This is a genomic window from Streptomyces sp. NPDC001530, from assembly GCF_042894545.1.
GTDB lineage: Bacteria > Actinomycetota > Actinomycetes > Streptomycetales > Streptomycetaceae > Streptomyces.
Genome location: NZ_JBIAVS010000039.1, coordinates 1 through 22603 on the forward strand (window position 1 = coordinate 1; position 22603 = coordinate 22603).

General features: G+C 70.5%; 19 protein-coding genes. 11 read left to right on the plus strand and 8 right to left on the minus strand.

The window, feature by feature from the left end:
* Positions 1 to 188: 188 nt before the first annotated feature.
* Complete coding sequence (locus ACFY0T_RS46590) at positions 189 to 992, minus strand: L,D-transpeptidase family protein (RefSeq protein WP_388884636.1); 804 nt, start codon at positions 990 to 992, stop codon at positions 189 to 191.
* A gap of 292 nt (positions 993 to 1284) precedes the next feature.
* Here ACFY0T_RS46590 and ACFY0T_RS46595 point away from each other — a divergent pair, with 292 nt between their 5' ends.
* The 3 genes from ACFY0T_RS46595 to leuE all read left to right on the plus strand — a co-directional run bounded on the left by ACFY0T_RS46595 (position 1285) and on the right by leuE (position 4584).
* Positions 1285 to 2865 carry a methylmalonyl-CoA mutase gene (locus tag ACFY0T_RS46595; RefSeq protein ID WP_388884637.1) on the plus strand — a complete coding sequence of 527 codons (1581 nt, stop codon included), beginning with the start codon at positions 1285 to 1287 and terminating at the stop codon, positions 2863 to 2865.
* A gap of 81 nt (positions 2866 to 2946) precedes the next feature.
* Entirely contained in the window at positions 2947 to 3849 is a 903-nt protein-coding gene (locus ACFY0T_RS46600; protein ID WP_388884638.1) for a hypothetical protein, read from the plus strand.
* A gap of 84 nt (positions 3850 to 3933) precedes the next feature.
* Positions 3934 to 4584, plus strand: a complete 651-nt coding sequence (leuE, locus tag ACFY0T_RS46605) for a leucine efflux protein LeuE (RefSeq protein ID WP_388884639.1) — start codon at positions 3934 to 3936, stop codon at positions 4582 to 4584.
* Here leuE and ACFY0T_RS46610 read toward each other — a convergent pair.
* Positions 4581 to 6026, minus strand: a complete 1446-nt coding sequence (locus ACFY0T_RS46610; RefSeq protein ID WP_388884640.1) for an FAD-dependent oxidoreductase — start codon at positions 6024 to 6026, stop codon at positions 4581 to 4583. The two genes, leuE and ACFY0T_RS46610, sit on opposite strands and share 4 nt — an antisense overlap.
* Before the next feature lie 68 nt (positions 6027 to 6094).
* Here ACFY0T_RS46610 and ACFY0T_RS46615 point away from each other — a divergent pair, with 68 nt between their 5' ends.
* The gene (locus ACFY0T_RS46615; RefSeq protein WP_388884641.1) at positions 6095 to 6745 is read left to right on the plus strand and encodes a TetR/AcrR family transcriptional regulator; all 651 of its coding nucleotides are present in this window, start codon (positions 6095 to 6097) and stop codon (positions 6743 to 6745) included.
* 76 nt (positions 6746 to 6821) lie between these two features.
* Here the strand turns inward: ACFY0T_RS46615 and ACFY0T_RS46620 are convergent, their stop codons facing one another.
* From ACFY0T_RS46620 to ACFY0T_RS46645, 6 genes are all read right to left on the minus strand, one after another.
* Positions 6822 to 7745, minus strand: a complete 924-nt coding sequence (locus ACFY0T_RS46620) for a class I SAM-dependent methyltransferase (RefSeq protein ID WP_388884642.1) — start codon at positions 7743 to 7745, stop codon at positions 6822 to 6824.
* A gap of 138 nt (positions 7746 to 7883) precedes the next feature.
* Entirely contained in the window at positions 7884 to 8921 is a 1038-nt protein-coding gene (locus ACFY0T_RS46625; RefSeq protein ID WP_388884643.1) for a CU044_5270 family protein, read from the minus strand.
* Positions 8918 to 9514: an RNA polymerase sigma factor gene (locus ACFY0T_RS46630; RefSeq protein WP_388884644.1), complete on the minus strand. Its 597-nt coding sequence runs from the start codon at positions 9512 to 9514 to the stop codon at positions 8918 to 8920. The genes ACFY0T_RS46625 and ACFY0T_RS46630 overlap by 4 nt, the downstream gene beginning before the upstream one ends.
* Positions 9515 to 9646: 132 nt before the next feature.
* Positions 9647 to 10828, minus strand: coding sequence for an acyltransferase family protein (locus tag ACFY0T_RS46635; protein ID WP_388884645.1), 1182 nt, complete (start codon positions 10826 to 10828; stop codon positions 9647 to 9649).
* Positions 10825 to 12159: an alpha-2,8-polysialyltransferase family protein gene (locus ACFY0T_RS46640; RefSeq protein ID WP_388884646.1), complete on the minus strand. Its 1335-nt coding sequence runs from the start codon at positions 12157 to 12159 to the stop codon at positions 10825 to 10827. The genes ACFY0T_RS46635 and ACFY0T_RS46640 overlap by 4 nt, the downstream gene beginning before the upstream one ends.
* Positions 12156 to 13136 carry a glycosyltransferase family 2 protein gene (locus ACFY0T_RS46645; RefSeq protein WP_388884647.1) on the minus strand — a complete coding sequence of 327 codons (981 nt, stop codon included), beginning with the start codon at positions 13134 to 13136 and terminating at the stop codon, positions 12156 to 12158. Before ACFY0T_RS46645 ends, ACFY0T_RS46640 begins: the two co-directional genes overlap by 4 nt.
* A 198-nt stretch (positions 13137 to 13334) precedes the next feature.
* Between ACFY0T_RS46645 and ACFY0T_RS46650 the strand changes: the two genes are divergently transcribed.
* From ACFY0T_RS46650 to ACFY0T_RS46680, 7 genes are all read left to right on the plus strand, one after another.
* Positions 13335 to 14642 (plus strand): DUF6716 putative glycosyltransferase, encoded by a 1308-nt coding sequence (locus ACFY0T_RS46650; protein WP_388884648.1) that lies wholly within the window; start codon positions 13335 to 13337, stop codon positions 14640 to 14642.
* Between the two features lie 32 nt (positions 14643 to 14674).
* Positions 14675 to 15982 (plus strand): cytidylyltransferase domain-containing protein, encoded by a 1308-nt coding sequence (locus ACFY0T_RS46655; protein ID WP_388884649.1) that lies wholly within the window; start codon positions 14675 to 14677, stop codon positions 15980 to 15982.
* Positions 15983 to 15996: 14 nt separating this feature from the next.
* Positions 15997 to 16935 carry an N-acetylneuraminate synthase family protein gene (locus ACFY0T_RS46660; RefSeq protein WP_075028354.1) on the plus strand — a complete coding sequence of 313 codons (939 nt, stop codon included), beginning with the start codon at positions 15997 to 15999 and terminating at the stop codon, positions 16933 to 16935.
* Positions 16936 to 16964: 29 nt separating this feature from the next.
* A complete protein-coding gene (locus tag ACFY0T_RS46665; RefSeq protein ID WP_388884650.1) occupies positions 16965 to 18116 on the plus strand; it encodes a hypothetical protein in 1152 nt (383 codons plus the stop codon).
* A gap of 206 nt (positions 18117 to 18322) precedes the next feature.
* The gene (pstC, locus tag ACFY0T_RS46670) at positions 18323 to 19417 is read left to right on the plus strand and encodes a phosphate ABC transporter permease subunit PstC (RefSeq protein WP_388884651.1); all 1095 of its coding nucleotides are present in this window, start codon (positions 18323 to 18325) and stop codon (positions 19415 to 19417) included.
* A gap of 1 nt (position 19418) precedes the next feature.
* A complete protein-coding gene (pstA, locus tag ACFY0T_RS46675) occupies positions 19419 to 20738 on the plus strand; it encodes a phosphate ABC transporter permease PstA (protein ID WP_388884652.1) in 1320 nt (439 codons plus the stop codon).
* A complete protein-coding gene (locus ACFY0T_RS46680; RefSeq protein WP_388884653.1) occupies positions 20738 to 22525 on the plus strand; it encodes a substrate-binding domain-containing protein in 1788 nt (595 codons plus the stop codon). The genes pstA and ACFY0T_RS46680 overlap by 1 nt, the downstream gene beginning before the upstream one ends.
* Positions 22526 to 22603 lie beyond the last annotated feature (78 nt).

Here is a 22603-nt window from a genome sequence, read left to right on the forward strand (position 1 = left end):
TGTTGGGCCCCGCCTGTGTGTTTTTTGGGGGCCGCCGTGGGAGCCGGGCCGGCGGCCGGGCGGGGGGGACCCCACAAACAAATTGGGGCGCGGGGGGGGGGGGGGGGGCCCCCCCCCCCCCCCCCCCCCCCCCCCCCCCACTCCCCTTCTCCGCCGATACGGCTTCTCCGCCGATACGGCGCCCGTCGTCACCAGTAGACGACGACCTTGTCGCCCCTGCGGACCTGCGCGAACAGCGCCGCGATCTTCCCTTTGTCCCGTACGTTGACGCAGCCGTGCGAGGCGCCGTAATAGCCGCGGGCCGCGAAGTCCGTGGAGTAGTGGACCGCCTGGCCGCCGCTGAAGAACATCGCGTACGGCATGGACGTGTGGTAGATCGTCGACACGTGGTAGCGCGACTTGAAGTAGACGCTGAACACACCTTCGCGGGTCGGCGTGTACTGCGAGCCGAACCGTACGTCCATCGTCGAGACCGTCTTCCCGTCGACCATCCAGCGCAGGGTGCGGCTCGTCTTGCTGACGCACAGCACGCGGCCCGTCATACAGCGCGGGTCCGGCTGCGCGGGCGGCTGCCCGCCGTAGGGGTACAGCTCCCAGTCGGCCGGCTTGTGCGTCATCCTCGTCAGCCGCTGCCAGGTGACGGTGTCCAGTACGCCGGTGCGCGGCAGTCCGCGCTTGCCCTGGAAGCCCTTCACGGCGTTGACCGTCGGGGAGTCGTACGTCCCCGTCGGCGCGGTGATCAGCCAGGCGACCTGGTGCAGCCGGGCCTGCAGTTCGCGGACGTCGGTGCCCTTGTCGCCGCGCGACCACAGGACCTTGGGGGCGGGGGCGTCCGGCTTGCCGTCCTCCGGCGTGGACGTGGCCGTCGGGGTGGGCGTGGCCGTACGGCCGGTCTTCACGGGCGGCGGGGTCTTCCCGTGCGCGCCCACGGCCTGTGCCGTACAGCCGCTCACCGCGACGAGAGCCGCGAGGGCGGCCAGTGATCTCTTCATACCTTTCGTCTTACCTGTTATGCGCATCCGGACCCCCGTTTTGCCGTTGTGTCACCTGAGATGCTCCCCGCGCGTGACCGGTTGCGAACTAGGCGGCATGGTGGAGAGCGGAACGGCGAGAACGGTGAAAGCGGTGAAAGCGGCGAGCACGGTGAAGGGTGAAACAGGTCCGTGAACCGGTCTGTGAGCAAGGTCCCAGCGTGGGCCACTCCACCGGGCGCACGGCCGCCGCTACAGTCCGTCGCGAGGGTCGGGTCCTACCAGTAAGTAGCTTCAGCGGGAGGCACAGCAAATGGCGCGCGAATCCGAGTCCGGTCTGCCCATCGAACCGGTGTACGGGCCGGAGACTCTGGAGGGCTGGGACCCGGCCGAGAGGCTGGGCGCGCCGGGTTCGTACCCCTTCACTCGTGGCGTGTACCCGTCGATGTACACGGGCCGTCCGTGGACGATGCGGCAGTACGCCGGGTTCGGCACCGCCGTGGAGTCCAACGCCCGCTACAAGCAGCTGATCGCCAACGGCACGATGGGTCTGTCGGTCGCCTTCGACCTGCCCACCCAGATGGGCCACGACTCGGATGCCGCCATCGCGCACGGCGAGGTCGGCAAGGTCGGTGTGGCGATCGACTCGGTCGAGGACATGCGGATCCTGTTCGGCGGCATTCCGCTGGACAAGGTCTCGACGTCCATGACGATCAACGCGCCCGCGGCGCTGCTCCTGCTGATGTACCAGCTGGTCGGCGAGGAGCAGGGGGTGCCGGCCGACCAGCTGACGGGCACGATCCAGAACGACGTGCTGAAGGAGTACATCGCGCGCGGGACGTACATCTTCCCGCCGAAGCCCTCCCTGCGCCTGATCGCGGACATCTTCAAGTACTGCAAGACCGAGATCCCGAAGTGGAACACGATCTCGATCTCCGGCTACCACATGGCGGAGGCGGGTGCCTCGCCCGCGCAGGAGATCGCGTTCACGCTGGCGGACGGCATCGAGTACGTGCGCACGGCGGTCGCGGCCGGCATGGACGTGGACGACTTCGCCCCGCGCCTGTCGTTCTTCTTCGTCGCCCGTACGACGATCCTGGAGGAGGTCGCCAAGTTCCGTGCGGCCAGGCGCATTTGGGCCCGGGTGATGCGGGACGAGTTCGGTGCGAAGAACCCCAAGTCGCTGATGCTGCGCTTCCACACGCAGACGGCGGGCGTGCAGCTGACGGCGCAGCAGCCGGAGGTGAACCTGGTCCGCGTCGCCGTCCAGGGCCTGGCCGCGGTGCTCGGCGGTACGCAGTCCCTGCACACGAACTCCTTCGACGAGGCGATCGCGCTCCCGACGGACAAGAGCGCGCGACTGGCCCTGCGTACGCAGCAGGTGCTCGCCTACGAGACGGACGTGACGGCGACCGTCGACCCCTTCGCGGGCTCGTACGTCATCGAGAAGATGACCGACGACGTGGAGGCCGCCGCCGTCGAACTCATGGCCAAGGTCGAGGACTTGGGCGGCGCGGTCAACGCCATCGAGCACGGCTTCCAGAAATCCGAGATCGAGCGCAGCGCGTACCGCATCGCCCAGGAGACCGACTCCGCTGAGCGGGTCGTGGTCGGCGTCAACCGCTTCCAGCTCGACGAGGAAGAGCCCTACGAGCCGCTGCGGGTGGATCCCGCGATCGAGGCCCAGCAGGCGGAGCGGCTGGCGAAGCTCCGCGCGGACCGCGACCAGGCGGCGGTGGACGCGGCGCTGGCCGACCTCAAGAAGGCCGCCGAGGGCACGGACAACGTCCTCTACCCGATGAAGGACGCCCTCCGCGCCCGCGCGACGGTCGGCGAGGTGTGCAACGCGCTGCGCGAGGTATGGGGGACGTATGTGCCGTCGGACGCCTTCTGAGCAGGGCTTTTGAGGGAACCCGGGGAGTGGGCCGGTGCGTCGTAAGGAGACATACCGGCCCGCTGTCTCGGGGAGGCTCAGATGAAGTTCGGATCGGAGTTCGGATCGGGCAGGCCGCGCGAGAACGTCCCACGGCCGAAGGTGGAGCCCAAGGCCGAGCCGCTGTGGCGAGAGACTCCCGAGCTCGATTTCGGGGATGACATCGGCTTCCCGTTCGACAAGGAGCCGCGGCTGGACCTCAAGGGACTGGCCGTCGACGTCGGTCCGCTCGCCAACGAGAAGAAGGTCCTCGACAACGCGCTGTCCGTGATCGAGGGCATGGAGCCCCCGCTGACCCTCGAGAAGGTCAACGAGAAGACCAAGCACCTCGCGATCACGTTCCACGAAGTCGGTGAGGACGAGGAGTCGGTCATTGCCCTCACATGTCCCCTGGAGCCCCTGGACCCCGAGGGCGCCACCGTCTACGACGCGGCGTCGGCGGTCATCACGGGCCTGCACGGCGACATCGACGCCGCCCTGCTGCAAGGGGTCCACGCCGAACTCAAGAGCGACGGCAGTCTGGCGGCCGGCGCGGCCCGGTGTGTGATCAGCGGCTTCCTCATCCACATGATGCCGACGTCGGTGATCGGCAAGACCGTCACGATGCTCAGCGACGCGGTGCGGGGCATGCGCGAGAAGGCCGAGCAGAAGGAGCTGGAGGCGGCCAAGGACTTCGCGCAGACGCAGGGGTTCGCGGAATGGCTGCGCCATCGGGAGGCCGGCGAGAGCCGGCCGACCGCGCCCGAGTTCGACTCGGCGCTCGACCCGATCGGGATCGATGACAGGACCGTCACGGCCGAATTCCCCGGGTCGTTCGAGCTCTTCGCCGGTCCGTCCGCGCTCGAGCTCGACCACGGGTCCAAGGAGCTCCCTGACGCGTCGATCGACCTTCCCGACGAGACGATCGACTTCCCTGGCCTCGGCGGTCCCTCCCTCGGTCTGTGAACCGCGCGGGTACCCGGAGACCGGCCGTCTCACCGGGCGAAACTCCGGGAGGGAGTGTCGTACCCGCGTGCGACACTCCCTGTCATGCTCGGTGTCACTGATCTCCCCACCTACCTCGCAGGTCTCGTTCTGATCGTCCTGCTACCCGGCCCGAACTCGCTGTACGTGCTCTCCGTCGCCGCCCGGCGTGGTGTACGGGCCGGGTACACCGCCGCCGCGGGTGTCTGGTGCGGGGACACCGTGTTGATGACGTTGTCGGCGGCCGGGGTTGCCTCGCTGTTGCAGGCGAACGCCGTGCTGTTCGGGATCGTGAAGTACGCGGGCGCCGGGTATCTGACGTGGCTCGCGGTCGGGATGCTGCGGGCCGCGTGGGGGATGTGGCGGACCCGGCGGGAGCGGGCCGCCGAGGCCGAGGCGCCCGCGGTCGCCACCGAGGAGCGGCCCTTCCGGCGGGCGCTGGTGATCAGCCTCTTCAACCCGAAGGCGATCCTGTTCTTCGTCGCCTTCTTCGTGCAGTTCGTGGACCCGGGGTACGCCTACCCGGCCCTCTCCTTCGTCGTCCTCGGCGCCTTCGCCCAGCTCGCGAGCTTCCTCTACCTCACCGCGCTGATATTCAGCGGTACGAAGCTGGCGGCGGCCTTCCGCCGGCGCAAGCGGCTCTCCGCGGGCGCCACGAGCGCCGCCGGCGCCCTCTTCCTCGGCTTCGCCGTGAAGCTCACGCTCGCCAGCGCCTAGGAGAGGCCCACGAGGGTGGCGTACTCCGCCAGCCCCTGCGACGTACTGCCCGCCCAGCCGACGTAACCGTCGGGCCGGACGAGGAAGACCCCGGCTCCGTACGCCTCGTAGGAGGGGATCCGCACCGTGCGGACGGCGGGGAGCGGCGGCAGCGTCGTGTTCGTGGCGACGGTCAACAGCGTCCAGTGCGGCCCCCGGAACGCGTCGAAGAGGCGTACGCCGTCCCGGATGCCGTCCGGGGCGCGGTCGCCCGCGTGCAGGGCGTCGTCGGGCAGGTCCGTGCGGCTCTCAACCGCGAGCGAGCGGCCCCTGTAGCCGAGCCCGAGCTGCCGCGTGGCCGCGCCGCGCCGGACCTCGCCCCGGTGCACCCGGGTGGACAGGCCGAGCATGTCGGCGGCGACGGGCAGCCGCTCCTCCTCGTAGGAGTCGAGGAGCGCGACCGGCGCGCCCCCGCGCAGCACCGCGCCCAGCTTCCAGCCCAGGTTGTACGCGTCCTGGACGCTGGTGTTGAGGCCCTGGCCCCCGGCGGGGGAGTGGACGTGCGCCGCGTCCCCGGCGAGGAACACCCGCCCGGCGCGGAAGCGGTCCGCCATCGCGGCGCGCGGCCGGAAGTCCGAGGCCCAGCGCACCTCGGTCACGTCGCCGGGGGACAGGTGCGAGCGGGCGTCGACGACCTTGCGGATGCCGTCGAGGGAGAGGTCGACGTCCGTGCCCTCAGGGAACTGCGCCACGACCTGGAAGTCCTCCGTCCCCGTCAGCGGGCAGATCGCGAGGAAGCCGTCGTCGTCCCCGCGCGGCGGGAAGACATGCCAGTTGTCGCGGTCCAGCCCGGTGATCCGGACGTCCGCCACCAGCATGGGGTTCGGGTCCACGGTCTCCCCGGCCATGCCGATCCCGAGCGCGCGGCGCACCGCCGAACGTCCGCCGTCGGCGGCGACGGCGTACCGGGCGCGGACCGGGGCGCCGGAGGCGAACTCCACTGTCACGCCGTCCTCGTCCTGTGTGAGACCGGTGACCTCCCGCCCGAACGCGACCTTCCCGCCCAGTTCCGCCAGCCGCGCGAACAGGATCTCCTGGGTGCGCCACTGCGGCACCAGCCACGGCTCGGTGTACGGCGAGTCGCCGCTCGCCTCGGCCGGGTCGAACATCTGGTGCTCACCCACCCGCTTGCCGTCCTGCCAGATCATTCCGACCGGGTACGTGCCGCCCGCCGCGCGGATCGCGTCCAGTACGCCGAGGTCGTCGAAGACCTCCATCGTGCGCGGCTGGATCCCCTTGCCGCGCGAGCCGGGGAACAGCCCGTCGGCCCGCTCCACGACGAGCGCGTCCACTCCGCGCCGGGCGAGGTCGACGGCGAGGGCGAGTCCGGTGGGGCCGGCGCCGACGACGAGTACGTCCGTGTTGCCGATTCCGTCTGTGCCGATGATTCCGTCCGCGTTCATGACAGCCTCCTTAACGCTGTTAAGTTGCACGCTCGGAGCATGCCCTTAACGGCGTTAAACTGTCAAGCGTGGTTACCCAGAGATCCCCCAAGCTGGATAAGAAGCAGGTCGTCGAGACCGCCCTGCGCCTGCTGAACGAGGTCGGTCTCGACGGCCTCACGCTCCGGGCGATCGCCAAGGAGCTGAACGTCCAGGCGCCCGCGCTCTACTGGCACTTCAAGAACAAGCAGGAGCTGCTGGACGAGATGGCGACGGAGATGTACCGCCGGATGGTCGCGGGCGCCGGGCTCGCCCCTGACGCCACCTGGCAGGAGCGCCTCCTGACCGCCAACCGCGGACTGCGCGCCGCCCTGCTGAGCTACCGCGACGGCGCGAAGGTCTTCAGCGGCTCGCGTTTCACCGGCACCCTGCACGCCGTCGAGATGGAGCGGACCCTGCGGCTGTTCACGGAGGCCGGTTTCACCCTCGCCCAGGCCGTCCGCGCGACGTCGACCACCTACCTGTACACGCTCGGCTTCGTCACCGAGGAACAGGGCGTCCAGCCCCTGCCGGACGAGCGCCGCGAGGGCTACGACGTCGAAGAACGCGCCCGCCGGATGGCCGACTTCCCGCTGTCGGCCGCGGCGGGCGCGGAGATCTTCGAGGACTACGACCACCACTTCGAGGAAGGGCTGGCCCTGGTGATCGCGGGGATCGAGACGCGGTACGGGATCGGCTGAGCCGACCGCGGTCGAGCGCGACGTCGCCCCGTCGACCGTTGCACGGCCGACCGCCCCGCCCGTCGACCCCCGTATGTCAGCGCGCCCCCGAGTCCCTGCTCGGGCGGGCGCCGCGGATCGCGCGGGTGAGGACGGGCGGCAGCAGGTCGACGGCGATGCGACGGGTGCGGCTGCGGCGCCGGGCGGCGGACGTGTCCGGCCTGGTGGGGGCCCGGTTCGCGGTGGGATCGGGCTCGTTCGCGTACCGGGACGGCGCGAACGACGGTGCCTGCATGCCCTTCTTGGACTTGAGGCGGACGATACGGTGTCCGGCTGCCTGCTGGACGCTCAGGTGGCAATCCTCGCGTTCGCGCACCGCCGCCAGCAGCTCCTCCTGTACGGCGCCGGGATCGTCCCAGGTCCCGTACAGCTTCTGCGTGCTCAGACAGATCGGGCGCAGACCTCTGGTGAGCACCGCCTCCCAGGCGGCCACGGAGACGCCGGGTGTGTGTTCCGAGCGGAAGTCGTCCAGGACGACGACTCCGCCGGGCAGCAGCGCGTCGCGGGCGGCGCCGATGTCGTCGTACACATGCTCGTAGAGATGCGAGGCGTCGATGTGGACGAACCGGCAGGAGCCGGGGGCGACTTCCGCCGGGACCACACTGCTGGGGCCCTGCAGGACGCGGGGCAGCGTGTCGTGGAAGGAGAGGTAGTTCTCCTCGAAGGTCCGTCGGGTGAGCGCGCCGTACGACTTCGTCGACTCCGCCCGGTTGGCGTCGTCCGGCGCGCTGCCCTCGAAGAGGTCGCACACCGTGTACCGCTCGCCATCCTGGAGATGACGGCCGAGGAAGATCGCGCTCTTGCCCATGTACACCCCGACTTCCAGCAGGTCACCCCGCATTCCTGCGGACTCGTGCCGGTCCAGGAACCAGTCGAAGAGCATCTGGTCGAGGACGGGGAACCAGCCGGGTACGTCGTCGAGTACGCGGGGCGGTCGGGTCGTGCCTGATACGAAGGTCATCTGGAGAGAGCACTTCCTTGTACGGACGGGCCTGTACGGACGCTTGCGTGGACGAGCCTGTGCGGAACTCCTCGGTGTCTGCCCGGCGACGCGTGCCCAAACGGGCGGCCAGGTGAACGGCAGACCAATTCCTGTGCGTCACTTGTGCGGAGTGCCCGTCGGCTCGGGCGCCGTCCGTGCCGGGCCCACCGACAGGAAGGTGTTACGGCTGACCAGCCGGCCGTCCTCTGCGCCGCCGATGGCGTAGACACCGGTTTCCAGCAGGAGCGCGCTCTTCGGATCGATGACGAGGCGCCCGCGCCGGTCCTCGCCGTCGAGCTCCACCGCCGTACCGATACGCCCGGCGCCGTCCTTGGCCCGGCCCCGCAGCCGGATGCCCGGGATCTCGGCGAGCAGCTCGTAGAGCGCGCCGCGCAGCTCCGGGCCGGACGGTGCGCGGGACAGCAGGGCGTCGATGCCGTTGAAGAGGGCCTCCCAGACGGTCGGCTGCGGGTTGCTGCCGACGAGGCGGGCCTTGAGCGCCGCCGGGGTGGTGGGCAGCGTACGCAGATCGTCCCAGGTGATCCCCTTGTTCGCGACGCTCCAGCTCATCTGGTCCTTGCTCGGCAGGTGGGTGACCTCGCCGGAGTCCGACTGTTCCGTCAGCCCGTCGCGGCTCAGCCAGGAGACGTAGTGATTGCGGATGACTTCGGCCGGCAGGAACGTGGGGGCGCCGGGCCTCGGGGTCACGCCGTGCCTGATCTTCACCGCGGGGATGTGGTATTCCGCGGCGATCTCCACCCTCCAGTAGCGTGCCGTGGGCTTCGAGCCGCCTACCGCCACGAACGCGACCTGCTGGAGGAACTCGGGCGCGGTCTTGGCGGTGGCCGGTGGCCGGTCGTCGGTCTCACGGGACCCGGCCCTGGGCAGGAACACCGCCCCGGCCGCCACCGCGGCCGCCGCACCGGCCGTCCACAGGATCCGCCGTCGGCTGTGCAGGGGCCGAGGATCCGCGACGGGTTCGTGACGGACCTCCTCGGCCGCGGCCTCGCGCACCACGGCCAACGCCGCGGCCACCACCGCGGGTTCCGGCGGCGCGACCCGCCCGGCCGCCACCAGCCGGTCGGCGCCCGCGAAGTCCGGCGTGAACTCGTCGTCGTACTGCGTGTCGTTCTGGGTGTCGTCGTACTTGGTCATGCCGGATCTCCCGCCCTGAGTTCCGCCGTTGCGTCCGTCTCCCGCGAGGTCCCGAGGGCCTCTCGCAGTCGTGACCGGGCCCGGTGCAGCCGGGAGCGGGCCGTTCCCGGCGGGACCCCGACCGCGGTCGCGGCCTCGGCGGGCGTGAGCTGATCCCATACGACGAGCAGCAGCAGTTGGCGCTCGACCTCGGGCATACCGGCCAGCACACGGCGGATCAGTGGAGCCACCGCGGCGGCGTCCAGCCGCTGGTCGACGGCGTGCCAGGGGTCGGTGCTGGCCTCGCTCTGCGACGGGACCCCCTGGTCCTGCGCGGCGCCTCGCCAATACCCGGCCACCACGACCCGGGCGACCCCGAACAGCCAGCCGCGCGCGGTGCCGCGACCGGGGTCGAAGCCGGCACGGCCGCGGAACGCCTGCAGCCAGGTCTCCGACAGCAGGTCGTCCGCCGCGCCCGGCACCCGCAGCACGAGAAAGCCGTGCAGCGCGGTCGAGTGCCGGGCGACCAGCGGTTCGAACGCCACCGGGTCGCGCACCGACCGGGTGAGCAGCTCCTCGTCCGTCGCCGAGTCCGTTTCCGAGTCCGTTTCCACCGGACCTCCCCTCCCGCGGCCGTGAGAACGACGACCGCACCCGGTGATTGGCGGCCCGGTGCGGGCGCGTTCGGCGGAGGGGCGATTTCCGGCCAGGCGAACGGGTGGCTTCAGAGGCGTCTTACGGAGCGGTCAGCGCCTCGGCGTCGACAGGGCCGACCGTAGCTTCGGCGTCAGCCATTCCTCCACGTACCGGTTCAGCAGCCAGGCCAGGAGCAGCATGGTGGCGACCGTGGCCAGGAAGGTGCCGTACGACGGGATGTGCAGCGTCCGGTGGTAGTACTCGATGGCGACCCAGCCCAGGTGCTCGTGGACCAGGTAGAAGGGGTACGTGAGCGCCCCCGCGACCGACAGCCAGCGCCAGTTGGCCCAGTTCAGCCAGCCGAGCGCGATGGCCATCACCGCCAGGTAGCCGAACGTGACGACCAGGACGATGCCGAACGAGGAGCGGTAGGAGAAGAACTCCGGGTTCGGGGCGTGCCACAGCTTCGCCACGGCGTAGTGCTGGCCGATCAGCCAGCTCACGCCCACGATGCCCCAGGCGTACGCGTCCCGCCGGTCCCGGTGGATCAGGTAGAGGCCGACGCCGCCGATGAAGTACGAGGCGTACTCCGGCATCAGGACGATGTTCAGGAGCGGCTCGTTCGCGGCCTGCGCGATGGCCGCCGCCAGTGTCCAGCCCGCGCAGAAGAGGATCACCCGCTGCCGGTTGGCGCCCGGCAGGACGATGCACAGCGCGAAGAGGGCGTAGAAGCGGACCTCCGCCCACAGCGTCCAGCAGACGCCCAGCACCCGGTCCACGCCCAGGGGTTGCTGGAGCATCGTCAGGTTCACCAGCGCGTCGCTCGGCGACACCGCGTGGAACGCGACGACGGGCAGAGCGAACACCGCGGTCACGAGGATCACCGCCGCCCAGTAGGCGGGCAGCAGCCGGGAGGCGCGGGAGGCGAAGAACGAGCGCAGGGACCTGCCCCAGCCGCTCATGCAGATCACGAACCCGCTGATCACGAAGAAGATCTGGACACCGAGGGGGCCGTATGCGAACCACTCGTGCAACATCGGGAATTGGTGGCTGGGGGAAGTGCCCCAGGCCCGCGCGACCTCCCCGTCGCGGCCGCCGTAGTGGTAGCACGCGACCATCAGCGCGGCGACGAGCCGCAGCCCGTCGAGCGCACGCAGGCGTGGCGCGTGCGCCCGGGGCAGTATCCGGGGCGGGACGCCGTCCGCACCGCCTTCCGGCGCGGACTTCGGGAGCGAGGCGTCCGCAGGGGCGGACACGGATGCGGAGGCCGACGCGGCGGCGGAGGCGGTCATCCGAGCGTCGCCCGCTTCAACGACCGTGCGCGGCGCGCCACTCGGCGTACCGTCGCGTTGCGCGGGATGAAGGCGAGCTGTGACGGGACCGCGCCGGGCAGCGCCAGTGAGGTGAGGCGTCGACGCTTGAAGTACCGCCAGGTGTGCTGATTCAGATGGTGCGTCAGATACTCCTCGGCGGCCTTGCGCAGGTCGGGGTAGATCTTCGGCTGCATGGCGAATCCCACGGCTCGTACGAGTCCGGTCAGGGCGGTGACGTCCAGGCCGCGCCGCTGCTCGGTGACCGCCGCCCTGTCCGTCAGCTCGGGCAGCAGGGCGTCCACGATGGTGACGGGGACGCGATTGCTGTTCTCGTACGGCGTGAGGCGGTCGAGGAGCGGCTCGGTGCCGACGCGGGCGACCGGCAGGCCGTACAGCGCGGACGCCGTGAGCAGCGCGGTGGAGAAGCAGCCGACGACCAGGGCCGGGCGCATCCGCTGGTAGAGCACCTCGGCGAGGACCGGGGTGTCGAGCACGGTGAGGTCGGCGCCGAGCTTCTCGGCCTCCTTCTCCAGCATGCGCGACCAGCGGGCCGGGGCCGAGGGGTGCGGCTTGAACACCACGCGGGTGTGGCCGAGTGCGAGGGCGCCCTTCAGCATCTGCACGTGGAGGTTCTCCTCCTCCTCGGCGGTGAGGATGTCCAGCGCGGAGAGGTACTGGCCGAGCAGCAGGGCCGGTTCGTCGATGGAGGGCAACTCGTCGCCGGTGTCGCCGAGTTCGGCGAGCACCTTCACGAAGGCGTCCGTCGGGACGATCTCCGGCTCGACATCGAACTCCGTGAGGAGCAGCGGCTTGAGGCCGGGGACCAGGTCCAGGTGGAGCAGCCGGGTCACGCGCGTGCCGACCAGCGGGTCGATCTTGTTGCGGGTGGGGCCGTAGCTCATCAGGCCGTCCGCGTACACGGTGACGGGCGCGCCGGTGAAGATCTGCGAGACGCCGAGCGCCGGGTTCACCTGGATCGACTCGACGGCCAGCTCGATGTCGTCGTCGCCGAGGTTCCAGGCGAGCCGCAGATGCCGCTCCCACAGGGGCACGTCGTCGAGCCGCGGAGCCCAACCACCGGGGTGGAAGGGGGAGATGGTCTCGTTCCACGAGATCACGTCGTCGAAGCGGCCGCGCAGCCGCTCGAAGCCGGGCATCTCGTCCACGCCCGACGTCGTCTCGGGAGTCGCCGCGTTGTTGGAGACGAGCAGGATGCGACGGTCGGCCGGCGCGAAACACTCGGTGTCCAGCGCCGCGGCCAGCGTGGCCGTGCCGTACAGCGTGGACGCCATGAAGATCTGCGTGGTCACGCGGCCACCCCCGCGGCGGGAGCGGGCCGGCGGCGCAGCCGGCGCAGTCGCGTCGCGCGCTGCACGTCCATCGAGTCGAGGGCGTCGTCGAGCACGTCCTGCGGCATGCGCCGCAGCGCGACCGCGCTCATCGACTTGAGTTTCCGTGCCACCGCTGGCTCGAACCTTTCGATGGATCCCAGGTGATGGGAAATAATCGCGCAATACGTGCGCACGGCTTTGGGCAGGAGTTTTTCCGCCTCGCGGTCCTCGGCGGTTTCGGCCACCACCTGATCGAACGCGCGAATGAAATCGAGCTGACGTACGTCCCCGATCTGGGTCAGTGAGGAGGCTACGCCACGCCGGTAGAACACGCCCAGCAGCCCCACCGTGGCGAAGGATTCCGCCTCCCGGTGCAGCTTCCAGATCCACGGCCGGTCCTCGGCCGTGCGCAGTCCGTCGGTGAAGTGCAGCAGCCCACGGTCGACCAGCCGGCGGTGGTAGATGCCCGCCCAGGCGTAGGCGTAGTCGACGGAGGTGGAGCGGTCGGCGGGCAGGATCGCGTCGCGCGGACGCATCACCACGCCCCGCCGGCCGTGCGGAACGCGGTGGATGGTGCGGGCGCGCGCGGTGCACTGGACATGGTCCGTACGGACGAAGTCGCAGCCCAAGTCCTCGATGGAGGCGAGGAGTTGCTCGTAATAGCCGGGGGCGAGCCAGTCGTCCCCGTCGAGGAACGTGAGGTAGTCGCCGCGCGCCTTGTCGATCCCGGTGTTGCGCGCGGTGGCCAGTCCTCCGTTCTTCTCGTGTCTGACATACACCGCACCCGGGAGCTCGCGCTCCGCGCGCGCGAGAATGTCCGGTGTCTCGTCGCGCGAGCAGTCGTCGACGAGAATGAATTCGAAGTCTGCGCGGGCGTTCGCACGCAGGCTCTTCAGGGTGTCGGGTGCGTATTGCTGCACGTTGTAGAACGGCACGATGACGGAGAGCTTGACCACCCACGTGACGTTAGGCGGCGGCCCGTCATTCGTCTTGACCGGCGGCTTGATGTCAGGTGAACGGCGCGTGGCGAAGCTGTGAACCGGGCTTTTTTCCTGTGCCCAAGCGGCCCGATTCGCCATTCGTCGATGTGCTGTTAACCCTTTGTTGCATTCGGGTTGGGCCGCAACTCGAAATAGCTTCCTAGCGTCTTGGACGTGCCAGCAAGTACCACGAAGTCCCTGCGGGTCGCCGTCCTCGCGGATTCCGATACTAGGTGGAAATGGGGCTCGCTCACCGCGAACCGTATTTCTCCTAACGAATCGGACATTCGCCTCGACGGATTCCTCCTGCGCGGCCGTGCCACTCCCACCGCCCGCCAGCTCGAAGAAGTCGGCGTCCGCGCGGATTCCCTCCGTGAGGTCACCGCCGTCGAATTCCTGCGCGAGATGGCGAAGGAGCAGTACGACGTCCTGGTCCTCGCCCTGGTCGGCGGCGCCGTCCAGGCGATGCTGCACGGCCTGGCACACGCCTGGCAGGGGCGCGAGAAGCGGCCCGTGGTCGTCACCGGCTATGTCGGTGTCGTCTACGAGAAGCTCGCCGACGGCCTGCTGCTGCGGCACGGCGCGGACCTCGTCCTCGCCAACTCCCGCCAGGACGCGGACCGTTTCCGGGCCGTGTACGAGGGAGTCGGCGCCGACGCCTCCTCGGTCACGGAGGTGGCGCTGCCGTTCCTCGGCGGTGCCGCCTATGAGAAGAACGACCCGTACACGGTCGTCTTCGCCGCGCAGCCCTCCGTACCGGAGAGCCGCAAGGACCGTACGTACCTGCTGAACCGGCTGATCCAGCACGCACGGCTGCACCCGGACCGCGAGGTCCTGCTGAAGCTGCGCTCCAAGCCGGGCGAACACACCACGCACATCGAGGAGTTGCCCTACCAGAAGCTGGCGCAGAAGGCCGATCCGCCCGCCAACTTCCGCCTGGTCTACGGGCACATGGGCGAAGTCCTCGACCGCACCGACCTGCTGGTCACCATCAGCTCCACCGCCGCCCTGGAGTCCCTGCACCGCCGCATCCCCACCGTCGTGCTCACCGACCTCGGGGTGCGTGAGGCGCTCGGCAACCACCACTTCGTGGGCTCCGGCTGCCTCGCCTCCTGGGACCAACTCGACGACGGGCACCTGCCGTTGCCGGATCCCGCCTGGGTCGCCCGGCAGGGTGTCGCCGCCGACGGCTCGTACGAGACGGCCTTCGACGTGGCGCGGTTCCGCATCACCGAGCTGCTGGAAGCGTCCGAACTCCCGCCCCTCGCCCCCTACTACACGCCCGTCACCGCGCCCGGCTATCTGCCCGGCATCCTCGCCCGCCACCACCTCGGCCCGGACGGCAGCCCGCTGCCCGGCGCGCCCGCCGCGGACAAGGAACCCAGCCCCGTACGGCAGATCGTGCGCCGGGCGGCCCGCGGCGCCTACCGCCACGGAGTGCAGCGCGTGGCTCCCGTCATCCGGCGGATGGGCGAGCTGTGAGCGCCACGATCCCCTCCCAAGGAGTACAGACCATGTCCAACCCGGAAGCGGGCCAAGCGACGCCGGTACGTCGCGTGCTCGCGGTGATCCCCGCGCGGGGCGGCTCCAAGGGCGTCCCCGCGAAGAACCTCCTCCCGGTCGGCGGCGTCCCGCTGGTGGCCCGCGCCGTGCGCGAGTGCCGCGCCACCCGGCTGGTGACGGACGTCGTGGTCTCCACCGACGACCACGCGATCGCCGCCGCCGCCCGCGAGGCCGGCGCCGAGGTCGTGCTGCGCCCCGCCGCCATCGCCGGTGACACCGCCACCTCCGAGGCCGCCGTGCTGCACGCCATGGACGCCCACGAGGCGCTGCACGGCGCGGCCGTCGACGTGGTCCTGCTGGTCCAGTGCACCAGCCCGTTCATCGTCCGCGAGGACGTGGACGGGGTCGTGAACGCGATCGTGGAGAAGGGTGCGGACACCGCGCTGACCGTGGCCCCCTTCCACGGCTTCGTGTGGCGCGACGGCGACGACGAGCCCACGGTCCCGGTGGCCGTCGACACCGAGCGCACGGCGGCCGTGGGCGGTACCGACACCCTGGTCACCGGCACGGCGACCAGCGGCGGCTACGGCATCAACCACGACAAGTCCTTCCGCCCGCGCCGCCAGGACCGCCCCCAGGACCTCCTGGAGACCGGCGCCGTCTACGGCATGGACGCGGCCGGCTTCCGCGAGGCCAAGCACCGCTTCTTCGGCCGTACGGAACTCGTGCGCACCGACCCGGCCCGCGTGCTGGAGATCGACGACCCGCACGACCTCGCCCGGGCAAGGGCGCTCGCGCCCCTCTTCGACGCTTCACGTCCGGGCGCCCTCCCGACCGCCGACGACATCGACGCGGTCGTCCTCGACTTCGACGGCACCCAGACCGACGACAGGGTGCTGATCGACTCCGACGGACGGGAATTCGTCTCCGTGCACCGCGGAGACGGCCTCGGTATCGCCGCCCTTCGCAAGAGCGGGCTGACGATGCTGATCCTGTCCACGGAACAGAACCCGGTCGTCGCCGCCAGAGCCCGGAAGCTGCAGATCCCGGTCCTCCACGGCATCGACCGGAAAGACCTCGCACTGAAGCAGTGGTGCGAGGAGCAGGGCATCGCGCCTGAGCGCGTGCTCTACGTCGGCAACGACGTCAACGACCTCCCGTGCTTCGCCCTCGTCGGCTGGCCCGTGGCGGTCGCGAGCGCCCACGACGTCGTGCGCGGCGCCGCACGCGCGGTCACCACCGTCCCCGGTGGCGACGGCGCGATCCGAGAGATCGCCAGCTGGATCCTCGGCCCCTCTCTCGACTCCCTCGACAAGTAAGGAACTTCTCCGCCATGAGCACCAACTCCCGCCTGCGCCAGTTCGGTTCGAAGACCGCCGGCCCGGGTCACCCCGTCTACGTCGTCGGCGAGATCGGCATCAACCACAACGGCGAGCTCGAGAACGCCTTCAAGCTGATCGACGCGGCCGCCGAGGCCGGCTGCGACGCCGTGAAGTTCCAGAAGCGCACCCCGGAGATCTGCACCCCGCGCGACCAGTGGGACATCGAGCGCGACACCCCCTGGGGCCGCATGACCTACATCGACTACCGCCACCGCGTGGAGTTCGGTGAGGACGAGTACCGCCAGATCGACGAGTACGCCAAGAGCAAGAACATCGACTGGTTCGCCTCCCCCTGGGACACCGAGGCCGTCGCCTTCCTGGAGAAGTTCGACGTCCCGGCCCACAAGGTCGCGTCCGCGTCCCTGACCGACGACGAGCTGCTCCGCGCCCTGCGCGCCACCGGCCGCACGGTCATCCTCTCCACCGGTATGTCCACCCCGAAGCAGATCCGCCACGCGGTCGAGGTCCTCGGCTCGGACAACATCCTGCTCTGCCACGCCACGTCGACCTACCCGGCGAAGGCCGAGGAGCTCAACCTGCGCGTCATCAACACCCTCCAGGCCGAGTACCCGAACGTCCCGATCGGCTACTCCGGCCACGAGACCGGCCTGCAGACCACGCTCGCCGCGGTCGCCCTCGGCGCCACCTTCGTCGAGCGCCACATCACCCTCGACCGCGCCATGTGGGGCTCCGACCAGGCCGCCTCCGTCGAGCCGCAGGGCCTCACCCGCCTCGTCCGCGACATCCGCACCATCGAGGCCTCCCTCGGCGACGGCGTCAAGAAGGTCTACGAGTCCGAGCTCGGCCCCATGAAGAAGCTGCGCCGTGTCACGGGCGTCGTCGCCGAGGCGGAGATCGCCGCGGCCGCGGGCGAGCCGGTCGCGGTCTGAGCGCCTTACGACGGGACGGTCGTACGACGATGAGCCCCCGCGCCGGTTCCGCCGGCTCCCACACTCTCGCCTTCGTCGAGAGTCCGGTACAGCTCCTGAACGTGCTGGAGTGGGCACACACCCATGCCCACAGCGCCACGGCGCCCGGCGCGGGGGCCTCCGAGGCGACCGGGCCGGTGTCCGGCGCGGGGGCCTCCGGGATGGCCGAGCCGGTGTCCGGCGCGGGGTTCACCCTCGTCGTCCTGTCTCCCAACGACCCGATGACCCGCGGCCAGCTGCGCCGCATGGCCGAGCTGGCCCGCGACGAGGGCCACGAGGTCCGCTGGGAGGAGGCACGCGGCGGCACCACGGCCCCCTTCCACACGATCGGCGGCCTGGCCCCCCTCCTCCGCAAGGCCCAGCGCATCGTCATGGGAGACCCCTTCTCCCGCTACGTACAGCTGCTGCTGACGATCACTCGCGCCCAGGACCTGGTCGTGGTCGACGACGGCACGGCGACGATGGAGTTCGTCGCCCAGCTCGCCCGCGGCGAACGCCTGGTGCGCTGGCACCGGCGCGGTGGCCGCCCGGGCGCCCGCGACGTCCTCTTCGCGCCGGTCTCGGCCTCGGCGCGCCGCCGCCTCACCCCGAACGACCGCCGTACGGTCGAGGTCTTCTCCTCCATGCCGATCGACTCGGCACCGGACGGCGTCCGCATCACCGCCAACGACTTCTCCTGGACCCGCGCCCGCTTCGGCCCGCCCCGCATCACCAAGGGCGCGGACCTCGTCGGCACGTCCCTGGTCGAGACGGGCGTGGTGGACCCGGACCGCTACCTGACGGCGGTGAAGAGCCTGGCGGGGGCGCACGGCGCGACCCGCTACTTCGCCCACCGCCGTGAGAGCACCGACAAGCTGCACCGCCTGGCCGCCGAGACGGGCCTCGAAATCGTCCGCCCCGACCTCCCGCTCGAGCTGATCGCCCGCCGCGGCCCGATCGGCCGTACGATCCTGAGCTTCCCGTCGACGGTCGTCCACACCCTCCCGCTGGCCCTGGCCGGCACCGAGGTCCGCGTCGCCGTCTGCGACATCGACCCGACCTGGCTGACGGAGACCGCGTCCCCCCGGGCGCAGGGGTTCCTGTCGGGGGTCACGGGGACGGCGCGGGACGTACACCGGCTGTCCTCGGTGGCGGCGGTGTAGAGACACGCTCGAACGCTCGACTCGCAGAACCTCCACGGGGCTCGACTCGCAGAACCTCCACAGGTAACGCACCGAACAGACATACGTTGTTCGCGATCCAGCCACGGATCACGCGTGGGACCGACACGATTCGGCCATTGAATCTCCCCGCGCGGTGCCATCCGGCCGCCGCGCTCTGATTCCGTTTCCGGAATGGGGGGACCGCAGTGGCGTCCGCGCAAGAGGAGTCCGACAGACCGGAGTCCGACAGACCGGAGTCCGACAGACCGAGGACGGGCATACCGGTCTTCGGCACTCTGGTCCCCGGCACACTGGTTTTCGACAAGCCCGCTCCCCGGCGTCCGTACGCGGCCCGAGGGCTCGGTGACCGCATCTTCCGGTACCAGTTGACGGCCACCGGTGTCGCCGTCCTCGCCGTCATGGCGGGGGTCGGGCTCTTCCTGCTTCTGAGGGCAGGTCAGGCGCTGCGCGCCAGGGGCTTCGCCTTCCTCACCACCGCCGAATGGCAGCCGGACGTCCACCGGTTCGGCATCGCGGCCGTCCTCACCGGCACCGTACTGATCGCCGCCGTCGCGGTGACGATCTCCGTTCCGCTGGCCGTCGGGACCGCGCTGTTCATCTCCGACGTGGCCCCGCGCAAGCTGCGCCGCACCCTGGTGACGATGGTCGACCTGATGGCGGCCGTACCGTCGGTGGTGTACGGGCTGTGGGGGCTGTTCTTCCTCCAGCAGCACGTGATCGGTCTGTCGCGGTGGCTGTCCGAATGGCTCGGCTGGATCCCCCTGTTCAAGGTGGACGGCACCCAGCCGGGCGAGCCGCTCGCCTCGGAGAGCGTCTTCACGGCCTCCACCTTCGTCGCCGGGATCGTGGTCGCGCTGATGGTCGCGCCGATCCAGTGCTCGGTGATGCGCGAGGTCTTCTCGCAGGCCCCGGCGGGCGAACGGGAGGGCGCGTACGCGCTCGGCGCCACCCGCTGGGGAATGATCCGCGCGGTCGTCCTGCCGTACGGCAAGGGCGGCATCATCGGCGGCACGATGCTGGGGCTCGGCCGGGCGCTCGGCGAGACGATCGCGGTCTACCTGATCATCTCGCCGGTCTTCACCATCCAGCCGCACATCCTGCAGACCGGCTCGAACTCGGTCTCCTCGCTGATCGCCCTGCACTACGGAGACGCCTCCACCTTCGGCATGTCGGCGCTGATGGCAGCGGGCCTGGCGCTGTTCCTGCTCACCCTGGCGGTCAACTTCACCGCCTCCTCCGTGGTGGCCCGCTCCCGTTCCGGCGCACAGAGCGAGGCATGAGATGAGCGTCGTAGAAACCGTCGTGAATACCGCCGTGGATACCGCCGTAGAAGAGACGCCCGTCCCGATCGCCGCGGCCGCGCCCCCCGGGCCTTCGTCCGGCGCGCCGGAGCGAGTCCCGCCGCCCGACCGTCCGCGCCGCATCGGTGGCGTCAGCCGCTCCGGGGTGCTGTCCCTGTGCGGCGCCGCCGCCTCCGGACTCTGTGTCACGGTGCTGCTTTTCGGCCAACTCGCCCCGTTTTCCGGCGGGTTGGGCTTCACCGTCACCGCCTACCTCGCCTTCCTGACGATCTACGCGGTGCTCATCGGCCTGGAGGAGGACGGTCAGGCCGTACGCGACCGGGTGATGACGGTCGTGCTGTGGACGGCGGCCACGCTGCTGTTCTCGGGGCTCTTCCTCGTCGTCGGCTTCACGGCCTGGCGCGGCCGGGAGGCGCTGCCGCACGGCAACTTCTTCACCCAGGACATGCAGTCCTCCGGCCCGCTCGACCCGCTCACCCACGGCGGCATCGCCCACGCGATGCTCGGCACGCTCACCATGATCGCCATCGCGCTCGCGATCACGGTCCCGCTGGGCCTCGCCTGCGCGGTCTACCTGAACCAGATCCCGGGCCGCTTCTCCCGGTTCGTGCGCACCATCGTCGAGGCGATGACCGCGCTGCCGTCGATCGTCGCCGGACTCATGGTGTACGCCACGTGGATCCTCGGCCTCGGCATGCAGAAGTCGGGCCTCGCGGCCGGCTTCGCGATCAGCGTGATGATGCTCCCGATCGTCATCCGCGCCTCCGACGTGGTGCTGCGGCTGGTGCCGGGCACACTCACAGAGGCGGCGGAGGCACTCGGCGCGCCGCGCTGGCGCACGGTGTGGCACGTCGTCCTGCCCACCGCCCGCTCCGGCCTCGCCACGGCCGTCATCCTCGGCACCGCGCGCGGCATCGGCGAGACCTCGCCCGTGCTGCTCACCGCCGGCTTCACGGCGGCGCTCAACGCCGACCCGACGAGCGGGCCGATGGTGTCGCTGCCGCTCGCCGTCTTCAACTTCGTCAAGTCGCCCGAGCCCACGATGATCGCCCGCGGTTTCGGCGCGGCGGCCGTCCTGATGGCCCTGGTCCTGGTGCTGTTCGTGATCGCCCGGGTGATCGGCGGCCGCGGCCCCGGCCACCAGACCAAACGCCAGGCACGCCGCACGGCCCGCGCCTCGCGGCGCGACGTCGCCCGCTTCGACGAACTGCACGCTCCCGGGCTGTCCCTGTTCGAGAAGCCCGGCCCCGACGCCGGCCCCATCCCCGCACCCGCCACCGCCACTGGAGAGAACGACTGATGCGCAGCCACCTCCATAGCGCCCTTCGGCGCCTGCGTGCCCTTGGGACCCTCGGCGCGCTGCTCGGCGTGATCGCCGGGCTGCTGGCCGGACCCGCCGCCGCCCCGGCCGCGGCCGAGAGCTACACACCGATTGCCGGGGCGGGTTCCACCTGGGCGGAGAACGCCGTCGACGAGTGGCGCCGCGCCGTCAACCAGTACGGCATGCGGATCAGCTACGCCGGCACCGGATCTTCCGACGGCCGCCGTCAATTCCTCAGCGGAACCGTCGACTTCGCGGTCTCGGACATTCCGTTCCAGACCCACCCGACCGACGGCTCGGCCGCCGAACGGCCCGCGTCCGGGTCGTACGCCTACATGCCGATCGTGGCCGGCGGCACCGTCTTCATGTACCACCTGACGGTCAACGGCAAGCGGGTCACCAACCTGCGGCTCTCCGGCGACGTGGTCACCAAGATCTTCACCGGCGTGATCAAGACCTGGGACGACCCGGTGATCAAGGCCGACAACCCTGGACTGCAGCTCCCGCACCGCACCATCGTCCCTGTCGTCCGCTCCGACGGCTCGGGCTCCACCGCCCAGTTCACGATGTGGATGGCCAACCAGCACACGTCGCTGTGGCAGGCCTACTGCCGCAAGGTCGGCCGCTCCGGGGCCTGCGGGCAGACCTCGTACTACCCGACCGTGTCCGGCATGATCGCCCAGTCCGGCGACCTGGGCGTGGCGGGTTACGTCGCCCAGAACTACGGCGAGGGCGCGATCGGGTACGTCAACTACTCGTACGCGCTCAACGCCCACTATCCGGTCGCCAAGGTCCTCAACCACGCGGGCTACTACACCGAGCCGACCCCGCAGAACGTCGCGGTCTCGCTGCTCAAGGCGAAGATCAACACGGACAAGAGCTCGGCGGACTACCTCACGCAGAAGCTCGACGGCGTCTACAACGACACCGATCGGCGCAACTACCCGCTGTCCAGCTACTCGTACATGATCCTCCCCCTGAAGGTGCAGGGCACCTTCACCAAGACCAAGGGCAAGACGCTCGGTGCGTTCTCGTACTACTTCATGTGCCAGGGCCAGCAGCAGGCGCCCTCGCTCGGCTATTCGCCGCTGCCGATCAACCTGGTGAAGGCGGGCTTCGAGCAGATCCGCCGGATCCCGGGAGTGCAGGCGCAGAACATCAACATCAAGGGCTGCAACAACCCGACCTTCTCCCCCGACGGGCGCAACAAGCTCGCCGAGACCGCGCCCTACCCGGCCGCCTGCGACAAGAAGGGCGCCCCGCCCTGCACCACGGGCAGCGGTGGCGCCAAGGCGGGCGGCAGCTCCGGGGGATCGGGGTCCACGGGCGGTACGAGCGGCGGCGCCGGCACCTCGGGCGGTTCCGCGAACGGCGTTACGACCGGCGGGAGTTCGGGGGGAAGCGGGGGAGCCGCGGGCGGGGGCGGCACCGGCGGCAGCGCCGAGCCCGTCGTCGACCCGGACACCGGGCAAACCCTGTCGCCCGGCTCCGGCGGCAGCTCCGGTTCGGGTTCCGGTTCCGGCTCGACAGGGGGCGGCGGCAGCGGCACGGACGGCACGATCGCCCTCGCCCAGCCGGTCGCGGTGGCCGGCAGCCACGGCTGGACCAGCACCCAGACGCTGATGCTGCTCGCCGCGTTCATGGTGCTCGGGCTCGTGCTGCTGCCGGCCGCCGTCTCCCGGGCGATGACCGGGCGCGGCGGCAACAACGACGGGAACGGCAACGGCAACGGCAACAAGGACGTCACGGACGGGAGTTCGCGATGAACCGCCGAGGAACGGCAGGCGGGCCGAACCGCCGAGTGGCGATGGGCGGGACGAATCGCCGAGAAACGACGGGCGCGT